Source organism: Pseudoduganella sp. GW821-FHT11H04 (assembly GCF_058807935.1).
Map to the genome: position 1 here is coordinate 89,559 of NZ_JBXARE010000006.1, position 15,209 is coordinate 104,767.

The 15,209-nt window shown below is 61.1% G+C and carries 18 protein-coding genes; 9 read left to right on the forward strand and 9 right to left on the reverse strand.

Going from position 1 to position 15,209, the window contains the following annotated elements:
* Nucleotides 1-61 precede the first annotated feature (61 nt).
* The 4 genes from fba to AC1RTP_RS15205 all read right to left on the reverse strand — a co-directional run bounded on the left by fba (nt 62) and on the right by AC1RTP_RS15205 (nt 4,789).
* Nucleotides 62-1,126, reverse strand: a complete 1,065-nt coding sequence (fba, locus tag AC1RTP_RS15190) for a class II fructose-bisphosphate aldolase (RefSeq protein WP_498608461.1) — start codon at nt 1,124-1,126, stop codon at nt 62-64.
* A 38-nt stretch (nt 1,127-1,164) separates the two neighbouring features.
* On the reverse strand, nt 1,165-2,634 hold the full coding sequence (gene pyk / locus AC1RTP_RS15195) for a pyruvate kinase (RefSeq protein ID WP_498608462.1): 1,470 nt from the start codon (nt 2,632-2,634) through the stop codon (nt 1,165-1,167).
* Between the two features lie 63 nt (nt 2,635-2,697).
* Complete coding sequence (locus AC1RTP_RS15200) at nt 2,698-3,891, reverse strand: phosphoglycerate kinase (protein ID WP_498608463.1); 1,194 nt, start codon at nt 3,889-3,891, stop codon at nt 2,698-2,700.
* Between the two features lie 106 nt (nt 3,892-3,997).
* On the reverse strand, nt 3,998-4,789 hold the full coding sequence (locus AC1RTP_RS15205) for a helix-turn-helix domain-containing protein (protein ID WP_498608464.1): 792 nt from the start codon (nt 4,787-4,789) through the stop codon (nt 3,998-4,000).
* Between the two features lie 199 nt (nt 4,790-4,988).
* On the opposite strand from AC1RTP_RS15205, the gene AC1RTP_RS15210 reads away from it, so the two are divergent.
* The gene (locus AC1RTP_RS15210; RefSeq protein WP_498608465.1) at nt 4,989-5,951 is read left to right on the forward strand and encodes an alpha/beta fold hydrolase; all 963 of its coding nucleotides are present in this window, start codon (nt 4,989-4,991) and stop codon (nt 5,949-5,951) included.
* On the opposite strand, the gene AC1RTP_RS15215 is transcribed toward AC1RTP_RS15210, so the two are convergent.
* Complete coding sequence (locus AC1RTP_RS15215) at nt 5,948-6,316, reverse strand: VOC family protein (protein ID WP_498608466.1); 369 nt, start codon at nt 6,314-6,316, stop codon at nt 5,948-5,950. The genes AC1RTP_RS15210 and AC1RTP_RS15215 overlap by 4 nt on opposite strands.
* Before the next feature lie 305 nt (nt 6,317-6,621).
* On the opposite strand from AC1RTP_RS15215, the gene AC1RTP_RS15220 reads away from it, so the two are divergent.
* Complete coding sequence (locus AC1RTP_RS15220) at nt 6,622-6,993, forward strand: hypothetical protein (protein WP_498608467.1); 372 nt, start codon at nt 6,622-6,624, stop codon at nt 6,991-6,993.
* Here AC1RTP_RS15220 and AC1RTP_RS15225 read toward each other — a convergent pair.
* Together AC1RTP_RS15225 and AC1RTP_RS15230 are read right to left on the reverse strand one after the other, a co-directional pair.
* Nucleotides 6,965-7,294 carry an AzlD domain-containing protein gene (locus tag AC1RTP_RS15225; RefSeq protein ID WP_498608468.1) on the reverse strand — a complete coding sequence of 110 codons (330 nt, stop codon included), beginning with the start codon at nt 7,292-7,294 and terminating at the stop codon, nt 6,965-6,967. The genes AC1RTP_RS15220 and AC1RTP_RS15225 overlap by 29 nt on opposite strands.
* On the reverse strand, nt 7,287-8,024 hold the full coding sequence (locus AC1RTP_RS15230; RefSeq protein ID WP_498608469.1) for an AzlC family ABC transporter permease: 738 nt from the start codon (nt 8,022-8,024) through the stop codon (nt 7,287-7,289). The genes AC1RTP_RS15225 and AC1RTP_RS15230 overlap by 8 nt, the downstream gene beginning before the upstream one ends.
* Nucleotides 8,025-8,146: 122 nt before the next feature.
* Here AC1RTP_RS15230 and AC1RTP_RS15235 point away from each other — a divergent pair, with 122 nt between their 5' ends.
* The 4 genes from AC1RTP_RS15235 to AC1RTP_RS15250 are packed head-to-tail and all read left to right on the forward strand — an operon-like array spanning nt 8,147 to nt 10,392.
* Nucleotides 8,147-8,335, forward strand: coding sequence for a zinc-finger domain-containing protein (locus tag AC1RTP_RS15235; protein WP_055933912.1), 189 nt, complete (start codon nt 8,147-8,149; stop codon nt 8,333-8,335).
* A 21-nt stretch (nt 8,336-8,356) separates the two neighbouring features.
* Complete coding sequence (locus AC1RTP_RS15240) at nt 8,357-8,779, forward strand: YybH family protein (RefSeq protein WP_498608470.1); 423 nt, start codon at nt 8,357-8,359, stop codon at nt 8,777-8,779.
* Between the two features lie 41 nt (nt 8,780-8,820).
* Nucleotides 8,821-9,783: a YheT family hydrolase gene (locus tag AC1RTP_RS15245; protein ID WP_498608471.1), complete on the forward strand. Its 963-nt coding sequence runs from the start codon at nt 8,821-8,823 to the stop codon at nt 9,781-9,783.
* Between the two features lie 3 nt (nt 9,784-9,786).
* A complete protein-coding gene (locus AC1RTP_RS15250) occupies nt 9,787-10,392 on the forward strand; it encodes a DUF2946 family protein (RefSeq protein ID WP_498608472.1) in 606 nt (201 codons plus the stop codon).
* Here AC1RTP_RS15250 and AC1RTP_RS15255 read toward each other — a convergent pair.
* Entirely contained in the window at nt 10,389-11,966 is a 1,578-nt protein-coding gene (locus tag AC1RTP_RS15255; protein WP_498608473.1) for a beta-barrel assembly-enhancing protease, read from the reverse strand. The genes AC1RTP_RS15250 and AC1RTP_RS15255 overlap by 4 nt on opposite strands.
* 35 nt (nt 11,967-12,001) lie before the next feature.
* Here AC1RTP_RS15255 and moaC point away from each other — a divergent pair, with 35 nt between their 5' ends.
* From moaC to AC1RTP_RS15270, 3 genes are read left to right on the forward strand one after another with little or no spacing between them, the layout of a single operon-like run.
* A complete protein-coding gene (moaC, locus tag AC1RTP_RS15260) occupies nt 12,002-12,478 on the forward strand; it encodes a cyclic pyranopterin monophosphate synthase MoaC (protein WP_498608474.1) in 477 nt (158 codons plus the stop codon).
* A complete protein-coding gene (locus AC1RTP_RS15265) occupies nt 12,475-13,704 on the forward strand; it encodes an AGE family epimerase/isomerase (protein WP_498608475.1) in 1,230 nt (409 codons plus the stop codon). The genes moaC and AC1RTP_RS15265 overlap by 4 nt, the downstream gene beginning before the upstream one ends.
* 59 nt (nt 13,705-13,763) lie before the next feature.
* Nucleotides 13,764-14,459, forward strand: coding sequence for a flagellar brake protein (locus AC1RTP_RS15270; protein ID WP_498608476.1), 696 nt, complete (start codon nt 13,764-13,766; stop codon nt 14,457-14,459).
* 65 nt (nt 14,460-14,524) lie between these two features.
* Here AC1RTP_RS15270 and AC1RTP_RS15275 read toward each other — a convergent pair whose 3' ends face one another.
* Nucleotides 14,525-15,013, reverse strand: coding sequence for a pilin (locus AC1RTP_RS15275; protein WP_498608477.1), 489 nt, complete (start codon nt 15,011-15,013; stop codon nt 14,525-14,527).
* Nucleotides 15,014-15,209: the final 196 nt, after the last annotated feature.

The window sequence follows — 15,209 nt, forward strand, 5'->3', positions numbered from 1 at the left end:
GTTCACGCGGCGGCGATGTACCAGTGTCTGACCCTGCGGGTCAGACACTGCACTGCCGGTTTTACTTGACGATCTGGGCCAGCTCACCGGCCTTGTAACGCTCAGCCATCTTCTCCAGCGAGATTGGCTTGATCAGCGACGCGCGGCCTTCGCAGCCGAACGACAGGAAGCGCGCCTTCACAACTTCTTCAGCAGCAGCGCGGGCTGGCTTCAGGAAGTCGCGTGGGTCGAACTTCGATGGATTCTCGAACATGAACTTACGCACGGCAGCGGTCATGGCCAGGCGGATGTCGGTGTCGATGTTGATCTTGCGCACGCCGTGACGGATACCTTCCTGGATTTCTTCCACAGGCACGCCGTAGGTTTCCTTCATGTCACCGCCGAATTCGCGGATGATGGCCAGCAGTTCCTGCGGCACGGAGGAGGAACCGTGCATCACCAGGTGGGTGTTAGGTATGCGGGCGTGGATTTCCTTGATGCGGTCGATCGCCAGGATGTCGCCGGTTGGCTTGCGGGTGAACTTGTAAGCGCCGTGGGAAGTGCCGATAGCGATTGCCAGCGCGTCGCACTGGGTCTTCTGCACGAAGTCGGCAGCTTGCGCCACGTCGGTCAGCAGCTGTTCGCGGGTCATGGTGCCTTCCGCGCCGTGGCCATCTTCCTTGTCGCCCTTCATGGTTTCCAGGGAGCCCAGCACGCCCAGTTCCGCTTCCACGGTCACGCCGATGGAGTGGGAGAACTTCACCACTTCTTTCGACACTTCGACGTTGTATTCGTAGGAAGCGACAGACTTGCCGTCAGCCATCAGGGAACCGTCCATCATCACGGAGGAGAAGCCGGATTTGATCGCAGCCATGCAGACTGCCGGCGACTGGCCGTGGTCCTGGTGCATCACGACTGGAATGTGCGGGTAGGCTTCGATCGCTGCGTCGATCAGGTGGCGCAGGAAGGCTTCGCCAGCGTACTTACGTGCGCCTGCGGAAGCTTGCATGATCACCGGTGCGTTGACGGCATCGGCGGCAGCCATGATGGCCTGCACTTGTTCCAGGTTGTTGACGTTGAAAGCTGGGATGCCGTAGCCGTGTTCAGCGGCGTGGTCCAGCAGTTGGCGCATGGATACGAGGGACATGGTATTACTCCAAACAATAAAGAAATCGTTAGCGTTCGTTATCGAGCCGAATCTGCGCGGTGGGTGAACTCACCCACTTTCACGATACGCAGTGCGTTCGTGCCGCCCACTTTGCCCATCGGCGCACCCCAGGTAACCACAATCATATCGCCCTTCTGGGCAATACCCTGTTTTACGAGGAGGTCTTCGGCGCCGCGCAGCACAACGTCGGTCGGGCCGTCCTGCTTCAGCATGTGGGTGAAAACGTTACGGTACAAGGCCAGCTTGCGCTGGGTGCCAGTGCTCGGCGTGAGCGCAATAATCGGGGTGTCGATGTTGTGGCGGCTCATCCACAGCGCGGTGGAGCCGGATTCGGTCAGGGCCACAATCGCTTTCACGCGCAGGTGGTGCGCGGTAAACAGGGCGCCATAGGCGATCGACTGGTCGATGCGGGTGAAGCGGGCGTTCAGGAAGTCCGCATCGAGTTTGTTGTATTCGGATTGCTCGGCTTCGGTACAGATGGCCGCCATCATTTCCACAGTTTCCACTGGGTACTTACCGGAGGCGGTTTCGGCCGAAGTCATGACGGCATCGGTACCGTCCAGCACCGCGTTGGCCACGTCGGACACTTCGGCGCGGGTCGGCACGGCGTTGAAGATCATCGACTCCATCATCTGGGTCGCGGTGATCGCGATCTTGTTCGATTCGCGCGCCATGCGGATCATGCGCTTTTGCAGCGCAGGCACGGCGGCATTGCCTACCTCGACAGCCAGGTCGCCGCGGGCAACCATGATGCCGTCGGAGGCGTTCAGGATTTCCTGCAGGGCAGGAATCGCTTCGGCGCGCTCGATCTTGGCGATCATCATCGGTTTGAAGTTGAACGGCTCACCGGCGATATTGGCCAGCTGGCGCGCCATTTCCATATCGGTGGCGTTTTTCGGGAAAGAGATTGCCAGGTAGTCCGCCTGGAAGGACATCGCGGTCTTGATGTCTTCCATGTCCTTGGCGGTCAGCGCCGGTGCGGTCAGGCCGCCGCCTTGGCGGTTGATGCCCTTGTTATTGGACAGCTCGCCGCCGATCTTGGTGGTGGTGTAGATTTCGCTGCCGGAAATCTTGTCCACGGTCAGCACGATCAGGCCATCGTTCAGCAGCAGCACGTCGCCCGGTTTGACGTCGGTCGGCAGGCTCTTGTAGTCCAGGCCCACGCGCTCCTGGTTGCCCAGTTCACCGTTCTCGCCCCATTTGGCGTCCAGGATGAACTTGTCGCCCTTGGCCAGTTCGATCTTGTTGTTCTCGAACTTGCCGATACGGATCTTGGGACCTTGCATGTCGGCCATGATTGCCACTTCCTTGCCGCATTCCGCTGCGGCCTTCCGCACCAGGGCTGCGCGGTCGATATGGTCTTGCGCCTTGCCGTGGGAGAAGTTCAGGCGGACCACGTCGACGCCCGCCTTGATCATCTGGATCAGGATGCTGAGGTCGGTCGATGCTGGGCCGATAGTTGCGACAATCTTGGTACCACGTGCCATGAAGATTCCTTCGTGTGAGCTTTAAAAAGTTCAAAAGGCGCCTTGCGGGCGCCTTTTACCGTGTTACTGGGCGCGTTGCGCCAGGATCTCCACTGCCGGCAGGGTCTTACCTTCCAGGAATTCCAGGAAGGCGCCGCCGCCGGTAGAGATGTACCCGATTTTGTCGGTGATCTGGTATTTCGCAATCGCGGCCAGGGTGTCGCCACCGCCCGCAATCGAAAAACCTTTGGAGTTGGCGATAGCCATGGCCAGGGTCTTGGTGCCCTCGCCGAATTGGTCGAATTCGAATACGCCGACCGGGCCGTTCCAGACGATGGTGCCGGCTTCGGCGATCTGGGCAGCCAGCTTGGCCGAAGTCTTAGGGCCGATGTCCAGGATCATGTCATCGTCGGCCACGTCAGCCACGGCCTTCACGGTAGCGACGGCGGTTGGCGAAAATTCTTTCGCGCACACCACGTCTTCCGGAATCGGCACGGTGGCGCCGCGGGCGGACATCATTTCGATGATGGCCTTGGCGTCGGCCACCAGGTCGGCTTCCGCCAGCGACTTGCCGATCTTCAGGCCGGCAGCCAGCATGAAGGTGTTGGCGATGCCGCCGCCGACGATCAGGTTGTCCACCTTGTCGGCCAGCGATTTCAGGATCGACAGCTTGGTCGATACTTTGGAGCCGGCAACGATGGCCAGCAGCGGACGGGCTGGGGCGCCCAAGGCTTTGCCCAGCGCATCCAGCTCAGCGGCCAGCAGCGGGCCGGCGCAAGCGATCGGTGCGAACTTGGCGATGCCGTGGGTGGTGGCTTCGGCGCGGTGTGCGGTGCCGAAAGCGTCGTTCACGTACACGTCGCACAGCTTTGCCATTTTTTCGGCCAGCTCGTCGGAATTCTTCTTTTCGCCCTTGTTGACGCGGCAGTTTTCCAGCAGAACGACCTGGCCGGCGGCCACTTCCACGCCGTCCACCCAGTTCTGTTTCAGTTCAACCGGCTGGCCCAGCAGCTCGGACATGCGCTTGGCGATCGGCGCCAGGCTGTCTTCAGCTTTGAATTCGCCTTCGGTTGGACGGCCCAGGTGGGAGGTAACCATGACTTTGGCGCCCGCTTGCAGGGCCATTTTGATCGCTGGAATCGAAGCACGAATGCGGGTATCTTCGGTGATATTGCCCGCATCATCCTGCGGCACGTTCAGATCTGCACGGATAAATACGCGCTTACCTTGCAGAGCATTTTGCGCTACGAGGTCTTCCAGGCGGTTGAATTTCAGCATGGTTACTCAGGGGTCACAGTTGGAAAGAGCGCTATTTTACCTTAAGCCGAGGCCCCTTAGCCGCTTGTTAAGCCGCGGCAGGACTGATATTTAATTGCCTAAATGGCTATGTTTCTGCTGCCGTGCCGCCTGCACGGAGCTGCGCCGGCGTCGCGCCCAGGAATTGACGCAGGCAGCGAGCCATATGGCTGGGGTGGGCGAAGCCGGCTTCCAGGGCGACCTCGGTGTTGGTGAGTTTGCCTTCCAGTAGCAGTTGGCGGGCGCGTTCGACGCGGCGGGCCAGGACGAAGCGATGGACGGGCATGCCGGCCGCCTGGCGGAACAGCTCCTTGAAGTGGGAGACACTGTAACCTGCGACGGCGGCCAGCTCCGCCAGCGTCAGGTCCTGGTCGAGGTTGGCCTCGATGTAGTCCTGCACGGCGCGCAACTGCCAGGCAGGCAGGGCGCGGACGGGCGCTGTGGCCGGCCTTCGTGCGGTCAATGTTTGCAGCGCCAGCAAACGCGCTGCGAGTGCGCTGGCCAGGCTGTCGGCGAAGATGCGGCCGCCTGGGTGGCCGTCATGCTCCTCTGCTTGCATCATCCAGCCGATGCGCTCGATTTGCGGGTCGCGGATGTGGATGGCTGGCGCCAGCTCGGCCTGGAGCCGCATGTGTTCGGCAGTGTCCTGCATCAGGACCGGGTTCAGGCGCAGCAGCAAGGAGGTGGCGGGCGCCGTCAGGGTCCAGCGCGTGCTGGAGCCGCCGGGGACGACGCAGAACTGGCCATGCATGCGCGTACCTTGCCGTTCGAAGCGACCGGCGCGGTAGCTAACCGGCACCGGTGCGCCAAGGTGCAAGCACAGCACATGGCGGCCATCGACCGGCGAGTCGAAGCGCCCTTCCGGTACGGGCGAGGTCAATACATCCAGTTGCGGTACCGCGTCCCGCAACGGGTAACACGAAGGTCTGGTTGTCATGGCAGGAAGGGTGCGCCAATTTATGCTCCGGCGCAATCAAAAAAATCAGCCGATTGTGCTCGCCACCGGCTGTCTGTGCGCGCGTCCCTGTACTGGCGCCGATAGCATCGGTCTCACCAAATGCCACCAAATGGAGATCGCATTGAAACGCCGAAACTTCCTCACCTTGACGGGCGCAGCATTCGCCGCCAGCGCCGCACCTACCCTGCTTGCAGCCACGCCTGCCTCCAACGCAGCCGCGACCACCGAAGTGGCCGCCTTCCGCGCGGCACGCCGTTTCGCCAACCTGCCTTTTGGCCGGATCGCCTACGTCGAGCGCGGCAACGGCCCGAAGGCAGCGCTCTTTCTGCACGGTGCGCCCCTGAACAGCTTCCAGTGGCGCGGCGCAATCGAGCGCCTGTCGCCCTACCGCCGCTGCATCGCGCCCGACTTCATGGGCCTGGGATATTCGGAAGTCCCGGCCGGCCAATCGCTTTCGGCCAGCGCGCAAGCCGTGATGTTGGCCGCCCTGCTCGACAAGCTTGGCGCCGGCGCGGTCGACATCATCGCCAGCGATAGTGGCGGCGCAGTCGCCCAGCTCTTCCTGCTGCGCTACCCGCAACGCGTGCGCAGCATGATGCTGACCAACTGCGACATCGAGCCGCACAGCCCGCCCGCCGAAATCGCACCTGTCCTGGAGATGGCCCGCAAAGGCACACTGGCCGACGACACAGCCAAATGGCTGACAGACAAAGCCATGGCCCGCGCCACGTTTGGCGCCGCAGTCTTCCATAACCCTGCGCAGCTGACGGACGACATCATCGAATACTATGCCGCGCCGCTGGTCAGCTCGCCGCTGCGGCGCACGCAGTACCATGAATTCCATAACGCGCTATCGCCTAATCCGCTGGCAGGGATCGAAGCGCAACTGCGGCGCAGCACGGTGCCGGTACGCATGGTCTGGGGTGCCAGCGACACCATCTTCACCATCGCCGACGCGCGCTACCTCGACCAGCTATTCCCACGCTCGCAAGGCATCCGCGAAATCCCCGAGGGCAAACTGTTCTTCCAGGAAGAATTCCCCGACATCATTGCCGAGGAAGCCCGCAAGTTGTGGGAGGTCTAGTAGCGTATTTCGAGGTTATGCCCGTCCGGGTCCTCGAAATAACAAGCCAGCGCGAGCCCGCGTGCGCCGTATTGGGGCTGGGCCTGGCCGCTGCTGCGGTCCATATGGTTGCCGCCGAAAGGAATGCGACGTTCGCGCAGCTGCACCATCACGCGCTCGAAATGCTGCGGGTCGACACGGAAGGCCAGGTGCAGCTGCTCGCGCGGCGGCTCCGCCAGCAAATCGAGCGTAAAGCCCTCATTCACCCGCACCACCTCAAACGGCCCCACCCGGCCCTCGTGCTTAAGGCCCAGCACTTCCTCATAAAACCGAATCGACTTCACCGGGTCGCTTACCCGCAAAATCATATGGTCAAGTTCTGCCATCGCAATCCCCACTCTGCCGGGCCAAATGTTTGTGACCGCTCAATGTACCGCGAATCGCGAGGACGTACATTTCACAGATGGGAAATCTCACGCAAAGAGCCGACTGCCGACTACATGGTCTTCCTCATCAATTCCGCCGGCGCCTGGTTGACCTATCCGCTCGCCGATCAGGCCAAATTTTCATCATCGGAGTAGACTCAAAACGAATTACCGGATTTCGGAATCTTCCGCGCAAATATGATCTTGCCAAGTCGAGGATAAAAATAGCACTCTTCGATGAGGTAACTCGAATTTTAAGAACGGAAATGAAGACAGCAAAACGCAAAGAAGTTGAGTTGCGATTTGCCGGCTACGTGGTGGCCGACATGCTGCAACGTTCAGGCACAAAATTCGACTTTTCTCCGAACGAAAGTCATGTCGGAGCCGTCGATTTTGTCGTTATCAACGGCACAAACACGCCCCATTCATTAAAGGTCAAATATAGCGACGATGCTAGCCAGGCCAATACTTTGTGGAAGAACTGGATAGGCGCCTGGAGGCCCGCTTCTGATTATTTGATCGTTGTCACAGGAAACGGAGACCAGGTCTACACCGACCCGTCAGTGCAGAATCTCATTACAGCCGATCGGCGAACCAAGCTGTCGATCTTCAGGAAAGAAGTAAGCGCAACGCAGTAAAACATGCCATGCCGAACACAATGGTCTCCAGCATGCTACGGCGTGCGAGGTAATAGGCAATCGATGCGGCGCCGGCGATCAGCTTGTAGTTGTGGAAGCTGAATTCGACGCTGCCCTGCGGGTTCATCAACAGGTCCGGACCGATGATGGCGGCGAGTGCACACACTGGCGCGTAGCGCAGCATGCCCTGCACGCGGGTCGGGATCGTAATATGCCCGCCGATCACCCAGAACGAGGAACGCGTGAGCGCGGTGGCGCAAGCCATGGCCAGGATGGTCAGCCAGATTTCGAGATCAGACATTGGCGGCCTTTCGTCGTTCGATTTGTCCTTCCACCACCATGGCGGTGACCATGCCGACAACGACGCCCGCCAGCAGGCCAAGCTTGTACGGCAAGGCATGCGCCAGAACGGCAGTCACGGCGGCCACCAGCGCGCCGACCAGGGCGGGGCGGGTCGCGACCATCGGCACGGCGAGGCAGACAATCGCCAGCGTGCCGGCAAAGCCAAGTCCCCATTCGGCCGGCACCGCGCTGCCAAGGAAAATCCCGGCGACCGAGCCGGCTTGCCAGGCGATCCAGTTCGGGTACAGCAGGCCGCGCAAGTAGGACAGCTTGCCCGCCTCCGGCTTCTCGTTCGGATAGCGCTGCAGGTAAAGGGCAGTGGTCAGGTCGCCGGTGCCATAGCCATACAGGAAGCGGCGCAGCAACGGCAGCTTGGCAAAGTGCGGCGCCAGCAAGGCGGCAAATATCACGAAGCGCAGGTTGACCACGACGGAGGTCACGAAGATTACCCAGATCGGCGCGGCAGCCGCGATCAGGGGCAGCGCGGCGAGTTGGGCCGAGCCGGCAAACACCACCAGCGTCATGCCCAGCGCCTGCATCACGCTCAGGCCGGACTTGACCATCGCCACGCCAACCACCATGCCCCATGCGGCGATGCCAAACAGCGGCGGCATGCCGTCTTTGAGGCCGGCGCGCCAGGAGGGTTCGTGGTGGGCCGCGACGTCGGGTTCGCTAACGGTATGACTCATGTGGTGTGCTTGCCACGGCAGCAATGGCCGCGGCATGGGAAAGCCGACATTCTACCGGCGAATGCTTATCGTTGCCGGTATGGATTAGAATCTTGGTTTTTGATCTTGCGGAGTGTTATAAAATGAGCAACGCCACCCAGCCAGTAGAACTCGATGGTAAAGACCTGCCGGCCTACTGCCCGAATCCAGCCATGCCGCTGTGGTCTTCGCACCCACGCGTGTTCCTGGACTTCAAGCATGGCGAAGCGAAGTGCCCATACTGCGGTACCCAGTACCAGCTGAAGCCTGGTACCGAAGTCGGCCACCATTAATCACATCACCCCGGAGCCCGGATGGCAGCGCGTAAACACCAGAATGGCAGTGCGGCAGAAGTCGAAACGGCCTTTTACGATGCCTTGAACCGGGCCGACCTGGAAGCCCTGATGGCGCTGTGGGCGGACGACGAGGAAATCGTCTGCGTCCACCCCGGTGGCCCTCGCCTGATCGGCCATCGCGCCATCCGCGACTCCTGGAGTGCACTTTTGGAACACGGCGGGTTGCAAATTCGCCCTTCTCAGCTGCATGAGACACACAACCTGATGAGTTCGGTGCATACTGTCATTGAGGGCGTCACAGCGGCAAGCGGCGAGCCGGCGCACCTGATTGCGACCAATGTGTACGTTAAGACACCGAAGGGTTGGCGCATTGTGTTGCATCATGTGTCTGTAGCGCCGGGACATGTTCCCGTCGATCCGCGCGCTCAAATACTGCACTAAAAAAGGGGGATCTGGCCCGCTGGGTCGATCCCAGCCGCGCCATGAACTACATCGCACCATTCTGGCTGCCTAGCGGCCATTTGCAGACCATCTATCCGGCTACCTGCATAGCCAAGCCCGACGTCCGTTTCCGCCGAGAGCGCTGGCAGACGCCGGATGCCGATTTCATCGACGTCGATTTCGTTGATGGCATGCCGGGCAAGCCCTTTGTCGTGATGTTCCACGGGCTGGAAGGCTCGTCCGACAGCCATTACGCACGCGCCTTGATGGCGGAAATCACGCGCCGCGGCTGGTCCGGTGCGGTGCCGCACTTCCGTGGCTGCTCCGGCGAGCCTAACCTGGCTCCGCGCTTCTACCACTCCGGCGACTCCGGTGAACTGGACTGGATCATTCGCCGCCTGCACCCGCATGCGAGCGGCAAGTTCTACGCTTGCGGCGTATCCCTGGGCGGCAATGTCTTACTGCGCTGGCTCGGTGAATCGCAGCACCAGGCCGAGTTTGTCGATGCAGCATGCGCGGTGTCCGCGCCGCTCGACCTGGCGCAAGGCGGCAACGCCCTGTCGCGCGGCCTGAGCCGCCTGTACACGCGCATGTTCCTGCAAACGCTGAAACCGAAATGCCTGGCCAAGCTGCAGCAGTTCCCCGGCCTGTTCGACCTCGACGCGCTGATGGCGGCGCAGGATTTGCACGCCTTCGACAATGTGGTGACGGCGCCGCTGCATGGCTACCGCGATGCGGACGATTACTGGGACCGCGCCAGCGCCAAACATGTGCTGTGCGATATCACGGTGCCGACCCTGGTGTTGAATGCGCAGAACGATCCCTTCATGCCCGGTGCATACCTGCCGCGCAAAGCCTCGCGCCAGGTGATGCTGGATTATCCGGAGGAAGGCGGCCACGTGGGCTTCGCCACCGGCCGCATGCCGGGTAGCCTGGACTGGCTGCCGCTGCGCATGCTGAATTTCCTCACCGCGAAAGAAATGACTGAGATGGCCGAGGCTTGAACGATGGATGAAATAGTCAAACAGGCCATGGCCAAATGGCCCAACGTCCCGCATTGCTACGGCTGGCTGGCGCTCGACGCGCGCGGCAACTGGCGCATGCGGGACGAGCGCGCGCAGCATTTCAATGAGGCGGGCGACAAGCTGACCAATCCGGCGCTGGTGGGTTTCATCACGCGCAATTACCAAAGCGATGAGCGGGGCTGCTGGTATTTCCAGAACGGTCCACAGCGCGTCTACCTGAATCTGGAGACGACGCCTTTCGTTGCACGCACCGATCCTGCGCTGGGCTTTGTGCTGCATACCGGCGCGCCTCTTGGCGAAGTGGATGCAGCCTGGTTAACTGAGGCGGGAGAGCTGCTGCTGCGCAGTGGCGATGTTCTGGCGCAGCTCGATGATCGTGATTTTGCGCAGGTGCTGCCGCAGCTGGAATTGAATGGGCGACCGGTGGGCGACAACGCGCTGCTGGCGTGGCTCGATGCGGCGTCCAACGACCCCGCGGGGCTGTCGCCGCTTACCCTGCGCGTCGGCGGGCGCGCAGTACCGCTGGCGGCTATGGCGCGCGACAGCGTACCGGATGCTTTCCGCTTCCAGCGCTTGCCGCAGCCTTAGTCTTTCTTCTTCTCGCCCATCTGCTCGCGACGCTTGGCTTGCAGCTCGCGCTCGCGGGCATCGATCACCGACTGGTCGTAGTAAGTCGCATCGGGCGCTTTGCGCGCCAGCGCCAGCTGGTCCAGCGCTGCCAGGGTTCCGCCCAGGAGCACATACGATTCGGCCAGCGAGATATGCTGCAAGGCGATCTTGCCCTGCTTGGCGTAAGCCTGCGCCATGTAATCGTGCAGCTCCGGCTCGCGACGGTACATCTGCAGCTGGTCGCGCAGGAAGCGCGCGGCCTCCTCGTACTTCCCGCCCTTGATCAATGCATCCGCATACTGCCACACCAGGCCGCGCGAAAGCGGGTAGCGGCCCTGGGCCTGCTTTGCTTCCTCGATGGCCGCGGCGATCACCTCCGGCTTGTTCTCCTGCGCCAGCTTGATCTCCAGCGACATGTATGCCAACGCGGAATCGGTCGTGCCGCGCGGGATCGGCGTGCTGAAAGCGCCTGCAGGCGCAGGCTTGTCGATGGTGGCGCGCGCCTTATCCAGCCACTCTTGCGCGGCAGCGTAGTCCGAGCGTTTGAGCGACACCATGGCCATGCCGTACTGGCCCGCAGCCACGTTCTGCCGACCGGGTTGCTGGATCTGATTCTTGAACACCGCTTCCGTTTCGGCCAGGCCCTGGCTGCTCTCATCCTGCAGCACGCGGGCACGGGCGCGGATCAGATGGAAGTCCATATTGTCCACGCGCTGCGTGTATTTCTGTTCGCGGATGCGGGCCTGGATGTCTGCAATACGTTCCGTCGTCAGCGGGTGCGACATCAGCCATGGCGGCACCACGTCGCTGTACAGGCGGTAGCTGTTCTGCATGCGCTGAAAGAAGGCCACCATGCCGCTTGCGTCATAGCCGGCGGCGTTCATGATCTGGAAGCCAATGCGGTCTGCCTCGCGCTCCGCATCGCGGCCAAAATTCAGCTGGCGCTGGATCGCCAGGCCCTGCCCGCCCATGAACACACCGATCGCCGCGTCCGGGCTGGATTTCGCCGCCAAAGCCGCCAACAGCATTGCCGCCAACGGAATCAGTGCATCGTTCTTTTGCGCCCCCAACTGGCGCGCAATATGGCGCTGCGCCACGTGTCCAACTTCGTGCGACAGCACGGAGGCCAGTTCCGACTCGGTCTGCGCCGCCAACAGCAGCGCGGAGTGCACGCCGATATAGCCGCCCGGTAAGGCAAACGCGTTCAGGTTCTTGTCACGGATAGCGAAGAAGTAATACTCAAGGTTCGCGTCGCCGCGCGCGCCGGGACGCGCATCCACCAGCTTGTTGCCGAAATTGTTCAGGTATTCGATGATGGGCGGATCATCCAGGTAGTCGCGCTCAAAGCGCAGGCTTTGCATGATCTCGTCGCCCAGGCGCTTTTCCATGATCGGGGACATGTCCTCGCGCGAGGCGTCACCCAGCGTGGGCAGCTCGGATGGTTGCGGCTGTTGCGCCTGGCCTGCCGGTCCTGCCGGCGCCGCCGGCGCGGCGATCAACAGGCCCGATACCAGTGCCGCCAGCAAGGGGCGGCGAAAATGTAGTGCATTCACAGTGCTATCATACCTGTTCAACAAGAGACTACGCGATGACCGATCACCTTACACATTTCGACGCTGCCGGACAGGCACACATGGTCGACGTCGGCGCCAAGGCCGAAACCCACCGCATTGCCGTCGCCACTGGCAGTATCCGCATGAAGCCGGAAACGCTGGCGCTCATTCTATCGGGAACCGCCAAGAAAGGGGACGTTCTCGGCATCGCGCGCATTGCCGCCATCATGGCGTCCAAGCGCACCGCCGACCTGATCCCGCTGTGCCATCCCCTGGCCCTGACACGCGTCGCCGTGGACTTTACCACTGATGAAGCCAGCAGCACCGTCCATTGCCGCGCCCAGGTGGAAACCTATGGCAAAACCGGCGTGGAAATGGAAGCGCTGACCGCGGTGCAGGTCGGCCTGCTCACCGTGTTCGACATGTGCAAGGCTGTGGACCGCGGCATGGTGATGACCGATATCCGCGTCACCGAAAAAGCGGGCGGCAAGTCGGGCGACTGGAAGGCATGATGCGGCGCCGCGCGGCCGCTGCCTTGTGCCTAGCCTTCCTGCTTGCGGGCTGCGACCGAGATGGCGGCAGCGAAGGCGGCGCCGTAGCGGCCGTAGCGAATACTGACTGGCACCGCAAGGACCTCGATGCTCATGTGTCGCACTGGCTGAAGATATCCCCCACTTCCTCCGGCCTGATGGTAGGAGTATTCGACCGCAACTGGCGGCCGGCGAACCAGGGCTACGGCGACCTTACCCTGCATAGCCGCGTGGTGTACACCATGCTGGTGGGCTATGAGGCGACGGGCGATGCGCGCTACCTCGATGCGGCGAAACGCGGAACGAACTTCCTGCTCGAATTTTTCCACGACCCGCTGAATGGCGGATTTTTCCAGGTCGTCGACAAGGCAGGCAAGATGGTCAGCGCCAACAAGAACTCTTACGGCCACGCCTTCGCCCTGCTCGCGCTCTCGCACGCGGCGCGCGTAACGGGCGACCAGAAATACAAGGCCGCTGCGCTGCAAGCCTGGCAGGATATCCGGCGCGGACTGCGAGAAACGGGTGGCGGCTTGCGCGGTTCGGCGCCGCGCGATTTTGCGCCATCCACCACGCCCGGCATGCATTCGCAAAATCCGGTGATGCACATGTTCGAAGCCCTTCTGGCCCTGTACGACGCTACCGGCGATCGGGAGGTGCTGGCCGATGCGCGCGACATGGGCGACTTTGTATTGAACCAGTTGATGGTCGGCCTGCCCGATGGCGGCGCCTATATCCCGGAGTGGTACGACGAACAATGGAAGCCGCTGAAAACTGATGATGGCTACACCGACCTGGGGCACCAGTTCGAATGGAGCCACTTGCTGCGCAGCGCGGAAAAGCGCGGCTTGCCGCCCGTGTATTCCGGCGTGGCGGACCGCTTGCTGAAATTCGCCGTGGCCACTGGCTACGATGAGCAGGATGGCGGCGTACTCAATCGCATGTCGGTCGACGGCAAAGTAGACCGCAACAAATACTGGTGGCAGCAGGCGGAAGGCATGAAGGCCTTCCTGGCCGTGGCGCAGCGGCCGGAAATGGCGCGCCGCTATCGGGACACGCTGGAACTGGTGGACAAGGAATTCCTCGATCGCGAAAACGGCGGCTGGCTATCTGGCGCCAAAGAGACTTGCGCTCACGGCGGCTGCACCGGCCAGCAGCCCGATCCCTACCACCTGGTCGGCCTGGACTGGCTGGCATTGTCGGCAAAGTGATTCCTGGTGCCCGAATTATGTACAATGAGCAATTGCTCATAAATAGACAATAACGAAAAATGGCGGGCGAAAGCAAATTGCAGGAATATGCGTTTGAACAGATGAACCTGCAGGTGGGCGGGCGTATCCAGCTGATCACCCATCGCACCTTGCGCCCCATGCAGCATTTTTCGACCGTGATCGGTTGGGTGAAAGACGAGTATATGATCGTCAAGATCCCGATGGAGAACAACGGCCCGATCGCCATCACCGAAGGCGACAAACTGACAGTCCGCGTATTCTCGGGCGTGAACGTCTGCTCGTTCTCGACTGTCGTACAGCGCGTTTTCCTGCGTCCGCTGATGTATGCCCACGTCGGCTTCCCCACCGAGATCCAGGGCACGAGCCTGCGCGCGGCAATGCGGGTGAAGGTCGAGATTCCGGCCAAGATGGTGCGCGACGATGGTCATCATGCCTCTGTCTTCATCGTGAACCTGAGCGTATCGGGCGCACTGATCGAATCCGAACAGCCCCTGGGACGAGAAGGTGAAACGGTACAGCTGGACTTCACGCTGCTGGCTCCGCCGGACAACCGGCAAGTGCGCATCCATACGCCGGTGCTGGTACGGAATGCCAGCATGGCGCAGTCGCAGACGGAAGGGAAAGATGTGTTCAGCTATGGTGTGCAGTTCACCGGTCTTGACCCGGCCCACTTCACCCTGCTGCAAAACCTGACTTACGAGGCCATGCTGGCCGACCGGCAAAAAATCGTCTAAATCGTTTGCACCAATAAAAAACCGGGCCGAAGCCCGGTTTTTGCTTTGGTACTACTGCCAGGGTATTAAGTAGCTGGGTTGTTCTTCTCAACAGCGGTGATGAACACTGGGTTGGTCGCGGTGGTTGCGTTCTTCCAGGTTACGTTAGCTTTGGAACCATCCAGGCCGGTTGGGGTCATGGTGATGTTGGAACCTGCAGTTACGTTCTTGCCCAGGTCGGTCAGGGTCAGGGTCAGGACACCGCTGGTCTTGTCGAAGGTAATACCCGAAACTTCTTTGGTTGGGGTGAATGGCTTGACTGGGCTGCCACCAGCGGTATCACCAATGTCGCACTTGTTGTAGTCGCCGCCGGATTCCTGAACGCAAACACCGATTGCGGTTTTGATGGAATCAGCTGCGGAAATCGCTGCAGCAGCTTTGGCTTTCAGGGTGTACTCCGAATAGGCAGGGATAGCAACTGCTGCCAGAATACCGATAATTGCCACAACGATCATCAGTTCGATCAGGGTGAAGCCGGCTTGTGCTTGCTGCTTGATCTGTTTCATCGATTTCATTTTGCTACTCCTTCAGGTAGGGGACTAAGAATTTGGTGCCACACCTGGATATGAGCAACGGCCGTGCCATCTTTTTTTGACAACAAAAACGGCCCAAAATTGTCGCAAATTGTCACTTTTGGCCGGTTGAGATGACGATTTTAGTCAAGCCCTCTACATTTTTGTCAGTTTACACGTGCGTCGTCTGCCTTTTTTC